Source organism: Allobosea vaviloviae (assembly GCF_001298265.1).
In the GTDB taxonomy this organism is placed as follows: domain Bacteria; phylum Pseudomonadota; class Alphaproteobacteria; order Rhizobiales; family Beijerinckiaceae; genus Allobosea; species Allobosea vaviloviae_B.
Genome location: NZ_LGSZ01000027.1, coordinates 1 through 16985 on the forward strand (window position 1 = coordinate 1; position 16985 = coordinate 16985).

Consider the following 16985-nt stretch of genomic DNA (forward strand, 5'->3'; position numbering starts at 1 on the left):
GACACACTCCCCGACCTGCGGCGGCAGCGCCGGATGGGTAGAAGAGGCGGGGGCGCAGCCGGGCGCGACCGCCCCGCCCGCGAGACAGGCGGGCTCAATGACCCCCGGGATCTCGGCCACAGGCACCGCCGTGTCGCCTTTCAGCGCGCCCGGCGTCTCGATCATCCCGGCTGCGATCCCTTCGCGCCGCCGCCACATCGCCTCCCGCTGCGATTGGCGGGCGGCGAGCGTGCCGTCGGTGACGATCCCCTCGGCTAGCCCGACCTCGACCAGTGCGACCATTGCATCATCGATCGCGAAATGGCGGCTGGCGCTCTCGGCTTCGAGAAGCACCGTCCAGGGCGACGCAAATTCCGGGCCTCGCGATCCGGCGTGGGCGTACTCCAGCCCCAAGGCGGCCTGCGACATCAGCTCGAAGGCGGAGAGACTTTCTCCGAGCTCGGCCCGCGCGAGCGCGAGCAGCGCGAGCACCGAGGCCGTGTCGGGCACCGCGAGCCAGGCTGTGGCGCTGCGATCCGGGGCAGGGCGTAGCTTCAGTGTCGCAGCGGTGATGACGCCGAGCGTGCCTTCCGAGCCGGTCAGAAGCTGGGCGAGATCGTAACCGGTGTTGTTCTTGGGCAACGGCGCCAGCGCCTCGATCAGCGCTCCGCCGGGAAGGACCGCCTCGATGCCGAGGACCTGTTCGCGCGCCATGCCGTAGCGCAGGACGTTTTTGCCGCCGGCATTGGTCGCGAGATTGCCGCCGAGCTGGCTGGACGCTCCACCGTGATCGAGGCCAAGCATCAGGCCGGCGTCGCGCGAGACCGCGTGCAGCTCCGCCAGCGTGCAGCCGGCTTCGGCCGTCAAGGTTGCCCCGTGCCGGTCGATCCGGCGGATACGGCGCATGCGCTCGAGCGACAGAACGAGCGCGCCCCGGCAGGCGGCCGCGCCGCCCGAAAGCCCCGTGCCGCCGCCGCGCGGAACCGTTACGATGCACGCTTCCGCCGCCAGCCGCATCGTCTCGATCACTTCTGCGGTGCTGCGCGGCCTGACCGCGAGCGCCGGCGCCTCTCCCACCGCCGAGGAGAGATCGCCGCGATAGCCATCGAGGTCCGCATCGGCGTCGAGCACGGCGTCGTCGCCGAGCCGGGCGCGCAATGCGTCCTTCAGTGCGGCGAGGTTCAAGGCGCCGCCCCAAGAAGCGAAAGCACCGCCTCCGTGTCTTCGCGCGAGCCAATGGTGATCCGCACCGCCTTGCGCCCGTCAATCCAAGCGAAGCCGCCGATGAAGACGTTCTCCGCGCGCAGCCGCGCAACGGGGTCGCCGGCTGCGTCGGGGACGATGGCGGAGACGAAGTTCGCGGCGCTGGGAAGGACGGCGTAGCCGAGCGAGGCGAGGCCGCGGGAGAGGACGGCGCGCTCGGCGGCCGTGTGGGCGAGGATTTTTTCGAGATGTCCGTGGTCACCCAGCGCGGCCAGCGCTCCGGCCAGCGCGGTCGCGTTTACGCTGAAATTGACGCGGATGCGGCGATAGGCGTCGGCGAGCCCGGCATCGGAGCACAGTCCGTAGCCGAGCCGAGCCCCGGCGAGGCCGAAAGCCTTGGAGAAGCTGCGTGTGATGATCCAGGGTCCACGCCGCGCCTGCAGGCTCGCCAGCGCATCCGGCCCGCCCGCATGGCGGCCAAACTCGAAATAGGCCTCGTCGAAATGCAGCAGCACGTCGTCGGGCACGCCGCGCGCGAGGGCCTCGACCCCAGCGGCGTCGAGCAGACCGCCGGTCGGGTTGTGCGGGGAGGCGGCGAAGACGAGGCGCGTCCTGCCGGTAATCGCTGCTAGCATGGCTTCGGCATCAACGGTTCCGTCCGCCCTAACCGGTACGCCGACATGTGTTGCGCCGCGCAGCGCGATCGTCTTGGCGTAGGTCGGAAAGCCTGGGACCGGCGCGACCGCCTCATGGCCGGCGTCCAAGCAGACGTCGGCGCTGGCATAGAGGAGTTCGTTGCTGCCTGCGCCGATCACGATCCGCCCGGCCGGCACATCGCTGCGGGTCGACAGTCGGCCGATCAGCAGGCTGCCGTCGTGATCCGGATAGCGGTTGAGCAAGGAGACAGCCTCGCGCATCGCGGCGACGGCAGCCGGCGAGGGGCCGAACGGCGATTCATTGAGATGCAAGCTGCGAACCGGGCGGCCCGGCTCGTCGTCCGACGGCGTGTGAGCCGGCGGCACGGTCGCGAGCCCGCGTACGCGCGCGACGACGATGGGAGAGACGTCGCTCATCCTGTCAGGCTTTCCACGAGAGGGGTGGAGACGAGGCGCAGCAGTGCGCCCGACGCGAGCAGGCGGCGCGCCGCCTCGATGTCCGGCCCCATGAAGCGGTCTTCCTCTTGGGCTGGAACCTCGTCGCGCAGGATGGCGACGGCCTCGGCCAGCGCAGCGGCCGGCGTCTCCGGGAGCAGGAAGGATAGCCCCTGCGCCGCGGCGAGCCATTCAAGCGCGAGGATGGCGGCGAGGTTGTCGTTCATGCCGCGCAGGCGATAGCCGGCGTGGCATGCCATCGAGACATGGTCCTCCTGGTTGGCCGATGTCGGAATAGAATCGACCGAGGCTGGATGGGCCATCATCTTGTTCTCGGCGGTCAGCGCCGCAGCCGTGACCTGCGGGATCATGAAGCCCGAATTGATCCCGGAATGCGCCGTCAGGAACGCGGGCAGGCGCGACAAGGAGGCGTCGACGAGCATCGCCTGGCGTCGTTCCGAGAGCGAGCCGATCTCGCAGATCGCCAGGGCCAAGATATCGGCCGCGAAAGCGACGGGCTCCGCGTGGAAATTGCCGCCGGACAGGACGGCGCCATCAGCCGGGAACACCAGCGGATTGTCCGAGACCGCGTTGGCCTCCGTCGCCAGCACGGCTCCGGCGTGCCGCAGGTTCTGCAGGCAGGCGCCCATCACCTGCGGCTGGCAGCGCAGGCAGTAGGGGTCCTGCACCTTGAGGTTGGCGCGATGCTTCTCGCGCAATGGGCTGTCGTCGAGCAGCGCGCGATAGGCAGCCGCGACGTCGATCTGTGCGGCGTGCCGACGCACCGCATGGATGCGCGCGTCGAAGGGCGCGTCGTTACCCCTGCAGGCTTCGACCGACAATGCGCCGGTGACGATCGCCGCGTGGAACAGGTCCTCCGCCGAAAACAGCCCCGCAAGGCCGAGCGCCGCCGAGACCTGGGTGCCGTTGATCAGGGCCACGCCCTCCTTGGGACCGAACGCCATCGGCGCGAGGCCTGCGATCGCGAGTCCCTCGGTCGCTGGCATCAGCCGGCCTTCGTGGCGCATCTCGCCGAGGCCGAGCAGGGCAGCGGCCATGTGGGAGAGCGGAGCGAGATCGCCTGAGGCGCCGACCGATCCCTTGGCGGGCACGGCGGGGTACACGCGCGCGTTGACGAGCCGGACCAGAGCGTCGATCACGGCCCAGCGTACGCCGGAGAAGCCTTGCGCCAGGGCGGTCGCTTTCATGGTCATCACCAGCCGGACGATCGCATCGGGCAGGAGCTCGCCCGTCCCGGCGGCGTGCGACAGGATCAGGTTTCGCTGCAGCTCCGTCAGCCGGTCGTCGTCGACGCGGATGGAGGCCAGCTTTCCGAAGCCGGTGTTGACGGCGTAGATCGGCTTTCCGTCGGCGATCAGGGTCCCCAGCGCTGTAAGGCAGGCGTCGACCGTCTCCTTCGCACCATCGGCGAGCGTGATCGACGTCTCCTCGGCGAAGATGCGGCGCCACATCGAAATCGGGACCTCGCCCGGAACGAGAACCAGCGGCGACGCCGCGACCTCCGAATACGTCATGTCTGTTCTTTCTCAGCCTAGCAGGAGAGCATCGTCGGCGATGCCGTCGTTCTTGAAATGGGCGATCAAGCCGTCGACCGTCATCTGATCGCGCGCCTCGCCCGACAGGTCGAGGAGGACGCGGCCACGATGGAACATGATGGTGCGGTCGCCATAGTCGAGCGCGTGAGCCATCGAGTGAGTTACCATCATGACGGTGAGCCGGAGCTCACCGACGAGGCGGCGCGACAGCTCCATCACGAAGTGCGCCGTCTTGGGATCGAGCGCTGCCGTATGCTCGTCGAGCAGCAGGATCCGGGTCTCGCCAGCCGTGGCCATGACCAGGCTCAGCGCCTGCCGCTGCCCGCCGGAGAGCAGCCCGACCTTGTCGTCGAGGCGGTTCTCCAAGCCGAGGTCGAGAACCTTCAGACGCTCCACCGCCTCCTCGCGGAGGCCGGCGCCGATCGCCATCCGCAGGCCGCGTGGCGCGGTGCGGGCGCGTGCGAGGGCGTAGTTCTCGAGGATCGAGAAGTCCTCGCAGGTCCCCATCTTCGGATCCTGGAAGATACGCGACACGAGACGCGCCCGCGCGTGCACCGGCCAGTTCGTGACGTCGGTGCCGTCGATTTCGACGCAGCCCGCGAGCGGCCGGACCAGTCCTGCGATCACGTTGAGCGTCGTCGACTTGCCCGCGCCGTTGGAGCCAATCACGGGGAGGAACTGGCCCTGCGGGATCGTCAAATCGACGCCACGCAGGGCCACGTTCTCTAGAGCCGTGCCGGGATTGAAGACGACGCGGATGCCAGACAGTTCGATCATCGCGCACCGGCCTTGAAAAGCCGGCCCATCCGGCCCGGCGAGCGCTGCGCGATCAGCGTCAGCGCGACAAGCGCTGCCGTGACGAGCTGCACGTCGGAGGCCTGCAAGCCGAGAAAGTCGGCGTTGAGGGCGAGCGCGACAGCGAAGCGGTAGAGCAGCGCGCCAACGAGGCAAGCGAACGTCGCTAGCACCAATGTCCTGGCCGGCAGCAGGGAGTTTCCGACGATGACGGAGGCCAGGCCGACGATGACGACTCCGATGCCCATATAGGCGTCCGCCGCCCCGAAGAGCTGGGCGAACAGCGCCCCCGACAGCGCCGTCAGCGCATTCGCCATGCCAAGCCCGAGCAGCTTCATGCGGCCGACATCGACGCCGTTCGCGGCCGACATGGCCGGATTCGCGCCCGCCGCGCGCATCGCGAGCCCCACACCCGTCGAGAGGAACAGATCGAGTGCGAACTTCACCGTCACGACGATCGCGCCGGCGAGAAGCGGCGTCAGCCAGAAGCTCGGTACGCCGAAGCCATTCAGGCCCGAGAAGATCGTTCGCTGCCCGAGCAGGGGCGCGTTGGGCCCACCCATCACGCGTAGATTGATCGAGTAGAGCCCGATCGCCACCAGGATGCCGGCGAGAATGTTGAGAATGCCGAAACGCACGTTCAGCGTTGCGGTCAGATAACCGGCGGCGAAACCGGATGCGCCGGCCGCGAGCGTCGCTGCACCAGGGGGGACGCCTTTCAGGATGAGCACGGCCGCCACCGCCGCGCCGAGCGGGAAGCTACCCTCGACCGTCAGGTCTGGAAACTGGAGCACGCGGAAGGACAGGAAGGCGCCGAGCGCGACCAATCCGAAAACCAGCCCCACCTCGATCGTTCCTAGGAATTCGTAAAGCGACATGATATCCGTCCGGGCAAGACGAGGGAGCGCGGGCGTCCGCCCCCTCTGTGTCTGCGATTACTTGACGACGCGGGTGGCTGCGGCGAGCACCTCAGCCGGGACGGGCGTACCCATTCGCGCGCCCGCGCCCTCGTTGACCACCACGACGAACTTCGGCTTCGCCTTGTAGGCGATCACCGCGTCGACCTCGCCGATCTTCTTCCCACCCAGAACATCGGCCGACATATCGCCGGCGATGCGGCCGATCTCGGTGTAGTTCAGGCCCATCGAAGCGACCGTGCCGCGTTCGACGCCACGTGTTTCCCCGGAGAAGATCGGGGTCCGCGTCTCCTCGCCGATCTTGATGACGGCCTCGAGACTGGCCACGACGGTGGTGTCGTTGGGCACGTAGATGGCATCAACCTGGCTGACCAGTTTGCGAGCGGCCGGCACCACTTCGTTCGAGGTTGGAGCGGCGACCTCGACGATGATGATTCCGACCTTTGCGGCAGCTTCCTTGATCCAGTCGAGCGTGGCCTTGGAGCTGTCGAGGCCGGGATTGTATAGGAAGCCGAGCCGCTTCAGGCCCGGCTTGATCTTGGAAAAGAGCACCAGCTGCTCGGCGATCGGAGCGGCGTCGGAGACGCCCGTGACGTTGCCGCCGGGCTTCTCGAACCTGTCGATGAGCTTGGCCTTGAGCGGATCGGTCACGGAGGCGAAGACGATCGGTATATCCTTCGTCGCGGACACCATGGCCTGGGCCGTGGGAGTGGTGATCGCGACCACGAGGTCAACCCCGTCGCCGACGAATTTGCGGGCGATCTGTTGTTGCGTCGGGGCGTTTCCGTTGGCGTTCTGGTAGTCGATCGTCAGGTTCTTGCCGACGACAAACCCGCGGTCGGCGAGCGCGGCGATGATGCCGTCCCTGGTTTCGACGAGCTGTGGTACCTCGACGATGGTCGAGATACCGATCTTCTTCGTTTGGGCATGGGCGGCGCCGGGGAGGGCGAGCGCGCCAGCGATAAGCGAACCCCAGACGGCGGCGCTGAAACGTGACCTGAGCATGGTGATCCCCTCTGTCGGCATGCCGGCGGCTCGCCGGCTTCAGCAGTCCCGCCCGGCTGCGCCTGGGGCGTCTATCGTGGCGAAGACTGATCGCGCTCGCGGCAGGCAGATTTCCTCTTGCCATATCGTGAGCGGATGCTTCACAATACGAGCAATGAAACGAGACGCTGTCAACATCCCATCTGAATCTTCCATGCAGGGGGTCGGTCTCCTGCAAAAAGGATTCCAGATCCTGGATCTTTTTTCCGACGAACGGGGCCCCTGGACCCAGGTCGAGCTGGCGCGGGAAACCGGGCTGGCGCGCTCTACGCTCGGGCGGCTCGTCCGCTTCCTAGTGGCGCGCGGCTATCTCATGGAGACCCGCGGCCGCTACACGCTCGGCTTCGCCGCGGTCGATCTCGGCCGGCGCGCCCAGAGCCAGTTCGATCTCGTCGATCTCGCGGGCGATCTTCTCGAGCAACTCGCCCAGGCGACGGCCGAGACGATCATCCTGACCGTCTTCGACGAGGCGCGTGGCTGCGTCACCTGTCTCGCGCAAATCCCGAGCAGCCAGGGCGGCCTGCGCGTCTTCGAGAGCGTCGGGGCGTCCTACCCGCTGCATTCCGGCGCGACCTCGAAGGCGGTGCTCGCCTTCCTACCGGAACGCAGGCGGGCGTCGGTTCTCGATGGAGACCTGACCCATGTAAATTCCCGCGCCCCTTCGGGACGCGACCGACTCGCTGCCGAGATCGAGGCGGTGCGCGACCAAGGCTACATCGTAACGCATGACGAAACCTATGTAGGCGTGACCGGCGTCGCGGCGCCGATCCTCACGCCGCGCGGCCTGCCGCTCGGCTCGATCGCCATCGCGGCGCCGAGCCAGCGAGTCGACGCCGCAACGATCGCCGAGTTCGTGGCGCGCATTCAGGACGCCGGGGTCGAACTGGCGACTCGCCTCGCCGCCCCGGCGGGGGCAGGCGAGCCGTGACGTTGCCGTCGACGCCGCCGACGATGTTCGCCTGGATCAGCGAGGCGAAAGGGCTCGCTGGACTGCGGTTGGCGGAGATCGCCGTACCGCGGCCGGGGCCCGGAGAGGTTCTCCTGCGCGTGGAGGCGGCGGCTTTGAATTTTTCTGACATACTGATGGTGGACGACGCCTATCAGGTTCGCCCGCCTCGCCCGTTCGTGCCTGGCCAAGAGGTTGCCGGTACGGTCGTCGCCGCAGGCCCGAATTGCGGTCTGAAATCCGGCGCGCGGATGGCGGGCAAGGTGAACTGGGGCGGTTTCGCCGCCTACGCGACCATGCGCGCCGACATGGCGATGGAATTGCCCGAAGCGCTCTCCTTCGCCGAGGGCGCGGCGGTCCCGGTGTCCTATACCACGGCCGCGGTGGCGCTGGGCGAGTCGGCCAGGCTCGCGGCCGGCGAGACCGTGCTGGTGCTCGCGGCCGCCGGTGGCGTCGGGCTGGCCGCGGTGCAGATCGCGCGACGGCGCGGGGCGCGCGTCATCGCCGCCTGCAGCGCCGGCAAGATCGCGCTGGCGGAAGCGCAGGGCGTCGATCTCGCAGTCGACTATGACGGCCCGGACTGGAGCGCGCGCGTCAGGGCCGCGGCGCCCGAAGGCGTCGACGTCGTGCTTGATCCTGTGGGAGGAGCCTTCGCCGATGCGGCTCTGCGCCTTCTCGGCTGGCAGGGACGCTACCTCGTCGTCGGATTCGCATCGGGCGAGATCCCGAAGCTGCCCGCCAATCGGCTCCTTATGAAACGAGCCTCCGCGATAGGCGTCTACTGGAGCCACGATCGCGACGGTGCCATGCTGGCCCGCCTCCAGCGCGAGATCATGGCGATGTTCGCGCTCGGCGAGACCCGTCCGCCGCTCGGCGCCGGCTACCCGATGGCTGCGCTTCCGCAGGCCCTGGCGGATCTCGCCGGCCGCCGCAGTCACGGCAAGCTCATCCTCGAACCCTCGGCCTGATGGTGACGTCCATGCTCGACCGCCGCATTTTCGAAGGCGTCCGCGTACTCGATCTGACGCGTGTGATGTCGGGGCCGTTCTGCACGGCGATGATGGCCGATCTCGGGGCGGAGATCATCAAGATAGAGCTGCCGGGTAGCGGCGAGGAGGGACGCTTCTTCGCGCCGCACGTCGCGGGCGAAAGCACCTATTTTGCCATGCTAAACCGCGGCAAGAAGAGCGTGACGGTCAACATGAAGTCGCCGGACGGCATCGCCCTCATTCGCGACATCGCCAAGACGGCCGACGTGCTGGTCGAGAATTTCCGTCCCGGAGTGATGGAGCGGCTGGGGCTTGGCCACGCGGCGCTGCAGGCGCAGAACTCCCGCCTCATCTACGCGTCGATATCCGGCTTCGGCCAGGAGGGCCCTTATCGCGACTGGCCGGCCTTCGACCTCGTGGTGCAGGCCATGAGCGGCCTGATGCACATCACCGGCGAGCGCGATGGTCGTCCGACCGCTGTCGGCGAGAGCCTCGCCGACGTGACGACCGGCATGTTTGCGGCCTTCGGCGTCGCGAGCGCGCTCTACGACCGCGAGAAGACCGGGACGGGCCGCCGCGTCGAGGTGGCGATGCTCGATTCGCTGTTCTCGATGCTGATCACCGCGCTCTCGCGAAAGCTCTACACCGACAAGCCGGTCCGCCGCGTCGGCAACCGTCATCCCGAGACCTATCCGGTCGATTCCTTTGCGACCCGCGACGGGGACATCGTGATCGTCGGCTTCACGGACGGGCTCTACCGCAAGATCTGCACCGTTATCGGCCGCCCCGATCTCAGTGCGGACCCGCGGCTGGCGACCAATATCGGCCGGAATGCGCATGAGGAGGAGCTGCGCTCGGCGATCGCCCAATGGGCTGCGGGCCTCGGCCGCGACGAGGCGGTCGCCGCTTTGCGCCGCGAAGACGTGACCGCCGCTCCGGTCTGGAGCTTCGAGGAATTGCTGGACAGCGGCCATGTCGAGGCCCGCGGCCTCGTCCGTGAAGGGGTTAACACCAAGTTGGGAACGATCCCGCTGGTCGGCCAGCCGGTGCGCTTCCACGGCGCGCCAGGGCCGGACGGCCCTCAGCGCAGCCCCATGGTCGGAGAGCATACCGACGAGGTCCTCGCAGACATCCTGTGTCTGACGAGCGAACGCATCGCGGCCCTGCGGGCGGCTCGCGCAATCTGACGAAAAAAGAGGCCGCCATGTCGACCAAGATCAATCGCCCCGCCATCCACGCGCCGCGTGGCAGCGAACTCCACACGCTGAGCTGGCAGACCGAGGCACCGATGCGCCTCCTCATGAACAACCTCGATCCCGACGTCGCTGAGCGCCCCGAAGAGCTCGTCGTCTACGGTGGCATCGGAAGAGCGGCGCGCAACTGGGAGAGCTATGACCGTCTGGTCGAGGTGCTCAAGGTTTTGAAGGAAGACGAGACGCTGCTGGTGCAGTCGGGCCGGCCGGCCGGCGTGTTTCCCACGCATCGGGGCGCGCCGCGCGTGATCATCGCAAACGCCAACCTGGTCCCCAATTGGTCGACCTGGGAGCATTTCAACGCGCTCGACCGCAAGGGGTTGATGATGTACGGCCAGATGACGGCTGGCTCCTGGCTCTATATCGGCAGCCAGGGCATCGTCCAGGGCACCTACGAGACCTTCAGCGAGATCGGCCGCCGCCATTTCGACGGCTCGCTGAAAGGCAGGCTGATCCTGTCGGGCGGACTAGGCGGCATGGGCGGTGCCCAACCGCTCGCTGCCACCATGGCCGGCGCGTCGATCATCGTCGTCGAGTGCCAGCCGAGCCGCATCGCATTCCGGCAGCGCACCGGCTATCTCGACCGCATGGCCGCTTCGATCGATGAGGCCATGGTGATGGTCGAGGATGCCCGTCGTCGCGGCGAGGCCGTCTCGATAGGGCTCCTTGGGAACGCGGCGGAAATCTTCCCGCAGATGCTGGCGCGGGGGATCGTCCCCGACGTCGTGACGGACCAGACCTCCGCGCATGATCCGATCAACGGCTATTTGCCCGCCGGCTGGAGCGTCGACGAATGGCGGACCCGGGCCGAACGGGACCCCGCTGGAACGGCCGAGGCGGCTAAGAAGGCGATGGCGCTGCAGGTCGAAGCCATCCTCGGCTTCAAGGCCAAGGGCGCGATCGCGCTCGATTACGGCAACAACATCCGTGCCATGGCGAAGGAGGCGGGCGCCGTCGACGCCTTCAGCTATCCCGGCTTCGTCGAGGCCTATGTTCGCCCGCTCTTCTGCCGCGGCAAGGGGCCGTTCCGCTGGGTTGCGCTCTCCGGTGATCCTGAGGACATCTACAGGACCGACGCCAAGGTCCGCGAACTCATCGCCGGCGACGCTGCGCTCGACAACTGGCTCGACAAGGCGCGCCGGCATGTCCACTTCCAGGGGCTGCCGTCGCGCATCTGCTGGCTCGGGCTCGGCCAGCGCGACAGGGTGGCGCTCGCCTTCAACGAGATGGTGGCGAAGGGCGAGCTGAAGGCTCCGGTGGTCATCGGTCGCGACCACATGGATTCGGGCTCTGTCGCCTCGCCGATGCGCGAGACCGAAGGGATGCTGGACGGCTCCGACGCGGTCTCCGACTGGCCGATCATGAACGCCATGCTCAACGCAGGAAACGGCGCGACCTGGGTCTCCTTCCATCATGGTGGCGGGGTTGGTATGGGTTTCTCGCAGCATTCCGGAATCGCGATGCTGGCCGACGGCACCGCCGAAGCCGCCGAAAAGCTCGCCCGCGTTTTTTGGTGCGATCCGGCGACAGGGGTCATGCGCCACGCCGACGCCGGCTACGAGGACGCCGTCGCCTGCGCCGCCGAGAACGGGTTGTGGCTGCCGATGAACGGCGGCCGGGGGAGCGGGCGGAGCGGGACAAGACCACGCGCCTGAGAACCGCCGGGGGACGGAGGTCCAATAGCCGCGAGGCGGCAGTCGGTCCGGCCGGCGCGACGAGCGGCAAGCCTCTCCGCATGGCGGGACGGCGATATTCGCGGGCCGCTGCGCTGCGGGGATCTCTTCACCCGGCGATTACCTCGCAGAAGCCTTCTCCGGCGCAGTTGCTGCTCGATAGAGCGTCATTGCGTCATTTTACGCCCGATCAGTGTCAAATTGGGTTGAAGCGCAGCCCCCTTATCGCGTTGAAGGCTAGCCCCCTGAGAACAGGATCCCTCAAACAGCTCCTTCGGTGGGATTCGCGCCCCAAAAAGGGGGCTGTCACCAGCGAATGCTGATTCTGTGGGATTCGACAACTAGATGTTTAGTCCCGGCATTTGCCGGAGCGGATTGAGGTTGAATTTTTCGGGCTCGATCGTCCAGCGTTTGCAGATGAACTCGTAGGGCGTGAGGCCTTTGAGGGTCTTGAGCCTGCGGCCGAAGTTGTAGGCCGCGACGAAGTCGGCGAGGTGGCGTTCGAGCTGCGCGTGATCGTTGTAGTGGTAACGTTTGACGGTCGCGTCCTTGATCGTGCAGTTCATCCGCTCGACTTGGCCGTTCGTTCAGGGATGCTTCGGCTTGGTGGTCCGATGGTCGATATGGGCTTTGGCGCAGGCGAGTTCGAAGGCGTGGGCGCGGAACAGCTCTCCGTTTGCCATCGCCTTCTTGATCAGCGGCACGGCCGAGCCGCCGGCGCCAGGCGTCGTGAAGTGGATACCGTTGTCGGTCAAAACGGTGTGGATCTTGTAAGGGACCGCCTCGATCAAGCGCCGGAGGAAGTCGCCAGCCGTCCGCTGCTTGGCTTCTCGATGAAGCTCGACGAGGGACTGTCAGGATTTCCGTGTGCGGGCGGCCATAATGGATCCGATGGAGGTTCCCGATGGCACGACGCAAAGCCCCCCGCATTCCTGACGCGCTTTTGGACCAGTTGTGGCTGGCGCCGACCCCAAGACGGCTTTCGACCCCAATGGCCTGCTCGACGATCTCAAGAAGGCCTTCGCCGAGCGGGCCCTGAACGCCGAGATGGATCATCATCTGGCGGGAGATGAGGCTGGCAACAGCCGCAACGGCTACGGCCGCAAGACTGTGACGACAGAGACCGGTCGGATCGAGCTGGAGATTCCGCGCGATCGACAGGCGACGTTCGATCCGCAGCTGATCGCCAAGTATCAGCGCCGCTTCCCTGGCTTCGACGACAAGATCGTCTCGATGTATGCCCGGGGCATGAGCGCCCGCGAGATCGTCGGGCATCTGCGCGAGCTCTATGGGATCGAGGTCTCGCCCGATCTGATCAGCGCCGTCACCGATGCCGTGCTCGACGAGATAGCGGCCTGGCAGGTGAGGCCGCTGGAGCCGGTCTATCCGCTGGTCTTCTTCGATGCCCTGCGCGTCAAGATTCGCGACGAAGGCGTCGTCCGCAACAAGGCCGTGCACATCGCGCTCGGCGTCCGTGCCGACGGCGCCAAGGAGATCCTGGGTCTCTGGCTGGAGCAGAACGAGGGCGCAAAGTTCTGGTTGCGCGTCATGAACGAGCTCCGCAACCGCGGCGTCGAGGATATCCTGCTGGCCGTCGTCGATGGCCTGAAAGGCTTCCCCGACGCGATCCGCGCCGTCTATCCCGAGGCCATGGTTCAGACCTGCATCGTTCATCTGCTGCGCCACAGCCTGGACTTCGTCTCCTACAAGGACCGAAAGCTCGTCGCCGCGGCGTTGAAGGGCATCTACCGCGCCATCGATGCCGCCGCCGGCGAAGCGGCGCTCAGTGCCTTCGACGAGGGGCATTGGGGCCGCCGCTATCCGGCGATTGGCCAGAGCTGGAGGCGCGCCTGGAGCGAGGTCGTGCCGTTCTACGCCTTCCCGGCCGACGTTCGTCGCATACTCTACACCACCAACGCGATCGAGGCGCTGAACGCCAAACTGCGCCGGGCCGTGCGCGCCCGAGGCCACTTCCCGACCGACGAGGCTGCGATGAAGCTCCTCTTCCTCGTCTTGAACCGCTCGGAAAAGGAGTGGAAGATGGGGCCTCGTGAATGGGTGATGGCCAAGGCTCAGTTCGCCGTCATCTTCGGCGAGCGCTTCACCAGGGCCATGGCGGCCTGATGTTCAACCCGCCGCCCGCACACGGAAATCCTGACAGTCCCGCTCGACGAAGGCGAATTTGCTGGTCCGGTCGATGGCGACGAACATGTAGAGCCTGCCCTCGGCCGTGCGCACTTCGGCCAGGTCGATGTGAAAGAAGCCGATCGGGTAGCTCTTGAACTTCGTCTTTGCGGTCGTCTCGCCTTCGACCTCGGGCAGGCGGCTGATCCCGTGACGCTGCAGGCAGCGATGCAACGACGAGCGCCTCAGGATCGGGATCGTCGGCTGCAGGGCGTAAAGGCAGTCGTCGAGCGGCAGCAATGTGTTCTGCCGAAAGGCGACGATCACCGCCTCCTCCTCGATCGACAGCACCGTCGAGGTCGGGTTCTTTGGACCCGTCGACACATCGGCGACCGAGGTTCGCTTCTTCCACTTCGCGACGGTCTTCTGATTGATGCCGTAGCGCTTCGCCAGAGCCCTCAGGCTCTCGTGACTATGCTGTATCGCTCGACGGACCGCCGCTGTCGTCGTGGCGCTCCCGTGGTGAACCTGGCCCATAGCGCATCCCTCCAGCTCTGCGAGAAGACTGCACCATCAAAATCCGGAATCAAACAACTAGCCTCAAGGGGATGCGCAACAACGATAGCGGTTCCAGGCCGTCAGGGTCTCGCGCTGGCCTTTCGAAATTCGATCGTTTTTAAAACGCGTGCGCAAGAAAACGGGCTACCAAGCTGATGATTTACCGCTCTCGGTTGTGCTCCGGTTCCTTGGAGCGATTCTCCCGTTGAGACTGAGACCTACTTTCGGGCTGTCGTTTCTGTTGCGCGTCTCGATGAAGCAATTCAGCGTGCTTGAATTCCCCGCCCCTCTCAAGTTGTTCCGCAATCCTCGCCTTCGCGTGAGCCAGAATGGAGCGTCGCAAAACGGGATCGCGAACGGCTTTGCTTAAGGCCCGCTCGATCGCCGCGAACTGTGATCGTGCAGCCCTTACGACGTCATCACCTGCGTTCAGTCGATGATCGGCCGATCGAAAAATTCCAGCACGATGCTGCCCGACCGTGTGCGGCGGTTCAGGTGACGCTTCCGCTCGAAACGGCACGACGTCGATCGTGATGGCGGCTCTGTTGGAAGGCCATTCCGCGGTCTGACCTCCTCGCGAACCCGCCCGATCTGAGCCGTCAGGGCTTTGAAATTGAGCTTCCCGGTCGTCCCTTCGGTGCCTTGTCTCCGTGCTGCGCTGAGGTGGAAGAACTGTCGTCTCGATAGGCCTATTGGTCGAAACGCCTGCGACAGAAACCGTCTCCGACGCTTCCGCCTCGCGTTGCCACCCTTGTGATGGCGCCCGCGTTGAACGAGGATCCGGCTTCGTCTTGAAGGCCAAAGCGGCCCGATCAACTGGATCGGGCTCATAGCCGCGAACCGATATCCCGCGCGCAGACGCTTCGAGCCAAGCCGTGCGCCGAAACTCTTCCGATCCCCGAAGCTCGACCTCCTTCCAGTTCCGGTGCTGCGCGATCGACACCATGTCACGGATAACGCCCGAACCCTCGAGCCGTGTCGCCATACGCTCGGTTGTTACCTTGAATGCGAGGTATTCACCTTTGGGGTCGGCATAGACCTTGGCCTCGGCGCCGACGTCGGCTTCCGCGACATAGTATTTTCGCCGGAGCCGCTCGGGCATGCCGCCGTCGGCCTCGCGCTGACCCTTTGCTCCGAGATCAAATTCCGCTTGCTCGGCTCTTTCTCTCGGAGGCACGTTTGACGCGCTGCGCGGCGAGGACGTGCTGGCGCCCCGATCTTTTTCAGCGCCGCGATCGATCGTGAACTCTTCATCGGTTTTGCGATCACCGTCCACGGCGCACCTCCTTCACCGATCCACCTGTTTCCTTTGTGGGGACGATGGCCGCATCGATCACCTGCGAGCACCAGTCCTTCAACTCGTCTTCTGAAAGGCCTTCGAGATCGACGGGCACGTCGCCGAAATCAAACGTCGCATCGTCGGGGATCAGAGACGGGTCGGCGATTTCCTCATCGGTCATCGGCCGGGTCCTGAACGTCGCCTGCAACTCGGCTACAGCGGATTTGAGCTCGATGATCTCACTCGCCAGCAGCATGTTCGAGGGGCCGCGATTGGGGGCGATCACCGGTGCTGGTTTCAGGCGGGCGGTGAAGGCTGCGTCCTCATAGTAGATGATCTTATCGCAGATGGTCGGCGGCACGCTGGCCGCCAGAATGAACGCCTTCGACGACGGAATCAGCTTGAGCTCCTGCGGCAGCATCAACGCGCGGCGCTGATCCGACACCGACTCGCTGCGCTTGCCCGACGACAGACCCCAAGGACGAGAACGGCTTTTTGCCTGAACCGTGTCGTAGCCGATCCGCTCCGACAGCTCATTGGCGACATCCTGTTCCTTGGGCGCAAACACGACTTCGATCGCGTGATTGGTCATGATTGTCTTCGCGAGATCGGGCCCGTAAATCGCCCGCAACTGCGCTGGACTCTGGATGATTGTGAGCAGGCGGATGCCGTAGCCGGCGACGAAGGCGACGGATTTGGCGAGCACACCGACGTGGCCAAGCGCCGGGAACTCGTCGAGCAGCAGCAGGACGCGGCGATTGAGTTTTGGGTTCTGCTCTGGCAGCTCGCGACTATTGAGATCGACGACCTGTTGGAAGAACAGGTTCAGCAGCGGCGCCATGCGATCAAGATTGTCCGGGGTCACGCCGAGAAAAATCGACATTGGCCGCGACCGCAGTTCGCGTAGGTCAAAATCATTCGCAGAGGTGGCGGCATCGATGCGCGGATTGAGCCAAAGGCCCAGCCGCGCCGTCGTGGTCTTGCGCACCGAGTTCATGGTGTTCTCGGAGGCCGACAGAAAATCGTTCAGCGCCCCGATGCAGTGCGAGGACAGAGGCGCCGTGCTGTTGGCACGCTGCTTCATCGCGGCCAGGAAATGCGCCTTCAAATCGCTCGAGGCCGAAAGCTGCCGCAGAATCTCGCCGATGGTCAGGGGCAGACCTGGCGTTTCGGCGACGTAACCGCCGATCGCGACAAAGGCCGAGCGGGCAGTCTCGAACCAGAACGGGTCGGCCCGGTTTTCTCCCGGGAACAGCATGACCGCGATGCGCTGGAGATCGTCATAAAGATCGACCGGATCGCGGCGGACATAAGCGAGCGGATTGTAGCGCGCCGTGCGGCCCTGCTCGTCGAGCGGATCGAACAGATAGACCGCCTGCCCGCTTGCCTCCCGAAACCCTGCGGTCCGGTCAAAGTTCTCTTTCTTGACGTCGAGCGCGACGACGGAATCCGGCCAGTTCAGCAGGTTCGGGATGACATAGCCGACGCCTTTGCCCGAGCGCGTTGGGGCATAGACCATGACGTGCTCAGGCCCGCCGAAGCAGAGGAATTTTCCGTCCTTCCGGCCGAGCAGCATGC

Annotated in this window: 12 protein-coding genes and 3 pseudogenes; 5 read left to right on the forward strand and 10 right to left on the reverse strand. The window is 66.0% G+C overall.

Features of this window, described 5'->3' with window-relative positions; genetic code table 11:
• The 6 genes from AE618_RS06575 to AE618_RS06600 all read right to left on the reverse strand — a co-directional run.
• A partial coding sequence (locus tag AE618_RS06575; RefSeq protein WP_054208262.1) for an FAD-binding oxidoreductase occupies nt 1-1164 on the reverse strand: 1164 nt, incomplete at its 3' end.
• Nucleotides 1161-2255 (reverse strand): pyridoxal phosphate-dependent aminotransferase, encoded by a 1095-nt coding sequence (locus tag AE618_RS06580; RefSeq protein WP_054208263.1) that lies wholly within the window; start codon nt 2253-2255, stop codon nt 1161-1163. The genes AE618_RS06580 and AE618_RS06575, both read right to left, overlap by 4 nt.
• A complete protein-coding gene (gene hutH, locus AE618_RS06585) occupies nt 2252-3808 on the reverse strand; it encodes a histidine ammonia-lyase (protein WP_054208264.1) in 1557 nt (518 codons plus the stop codon). The genes AE618_RS06580 and hutH overlap by 4 nt, the downstream gene beginning before the upstream one ends.
• Nucleotides 3809-3820: 12 nt before the next feature.
• Entirely contained in the window at nt 3821-4606 is a 786-nt protein-coding gene (locus AE618_RS06590) for an ABC transporter ATP-binding protein (RefSeq protein ID WP_054208265.1), read from the reverse strand.
• Nucleotides 4603-5502 (reverse strand): ABC transporter permease, encoded by a 900-nt coding sequence (locus AE618_RS06595; RefSeq protein ID WP_054208266.1) that lies wholly within the window; start codon nt 5500-5502, stop codon nt 4603-4605. Before AE618_RS06595 ends, AE618_RS06590 begins: the two co-directional genes overlap by 4 nt.
• Before the next feature lie 57 nt (nt 5503-5559).
• A complete protein-coding gene (locus AE618_RS06600; protein ID WP_054208267.1) occupies nt 5560-6567 on the reverse strand; it encodes an ABC transporter substrate-binding protein in 1008 nt (335 codons plus the stop codon).
• A gap of 172 nt (nt 6568-6739) precedes the next feature.
• Between AE618_RS06600 and AE618_RS27845 the strand changes: the two genes are divergently transcribed.
• From AE618_RS27845 to hutU, 4 genes are read left to right on the forward strand one after another with little or no spacing between them, the layout of a single operon-like run.
• On the forward strand, nt 6740-7513 hold the full coding sequence (locus AE618_RS27845) for an IclR family transcriptional regulator (protein ID WP_054208268.1): 774 nt from the start codon (nt 6740-6742) through the stop codon (nt 7511-7513).
• Nucleotides 7510-8499 carry an NADPH:quinone oxidoreductase family protein gene (locus AE618_RS06610; protein WP_156330145.1) on the forward strand — a complete coding sequence of 330 codons (990 nt, stop codon included), beginning with the start codon at nt 7510-7512 and terminating at the stop codon, nt 8497-8499. Before AE618_RS27845 ends, AE618_RS06610 begins: the two co-directional genes overlap by 4 nt.
• A gap of 11 nt (nt 8500-8510) precedes the next feature.
• Nucleotides 8511-9707 carry a CaiB/BaiF CoA transferase family protein gene (locus AE618_RS06615; RefSeq protein ID WP_054208275.1) on the forward strand — a complete coding sequence of 399 codons (1197 nt, stop codon included), beginning with the start codon at nt 8511-8513 and terminating at the stop codon, nt 9705-9707.
• A gap of 17 nt (nt 9708-9724) precedes the next feature.
• Complete coding sequence (gene hutU / locus AE618_RS06620; protein ID WP_054208270.1) at nt 9725-11428, forward strand: urocanate hydratase; 1704 nt, start codon at nt 9725-9727, stop codon at nt 11426-11428.
• Nucleotides 11429-11787: 359 nt separating this feature from the next.
• Here the strand turns inward: hutU and AE618_RS06625 are convergent.
• A pseudogene (locus tag AE618_RS06625) lies at nt 11788-12258 on the reverse strand (integrase core domain-containing protein); the annotation flags it as partial.
• A gap of 92 nt (nt 12259-12350) precedes the next feature.
• Here AE618_RS06625 and AE618_RS06630 point away from each other — a divergent pair.
• Nucleotides 12351-13570: pseudogene (locus AE618_RS06630) on the forward strand (IS256 family transposase).
• A 42-nt stretch (nt 13571-13612) separates the two neighbouring features.
• Here the strand turns inward: AE618_RS06630 and AE618_RS06635 are convergent.
• The 3 genes and pseudogenes from AE618_RS06635 to AE618_RS06650 form a co-directional block, all read right to left on the reverse strand.
• Nucleotides 13613-14107 (reverse strand): annotated as a pseudogene (locus AE618_RS06635) (IS481 family transposase); the annotation flags it as partial.
• 181 nt (nt 14108-14288) lie between these two features.
• On the reverse strand, nt 14289-15404 hold the full coding sequence (locus AE618_RS27850) for an LPD7 domain-containing protein (RefSeq protein ID WP_156330146.1): 1116 nt from the start codon (nt 15402-15404) through the stop codon (nt 14289-14291).
• The coding region (locus tag AE618_RS06650) for a type IV secretory system conjugative DNA transfer family protein (protein ID WP_054208274.1) at nt 15394-16985 on the reverse strand (1592 nt) is incomplete at its 5' end. The genes AE618_RS06650 and AE618_RS27850, both read right to left, overlap by 11 nt.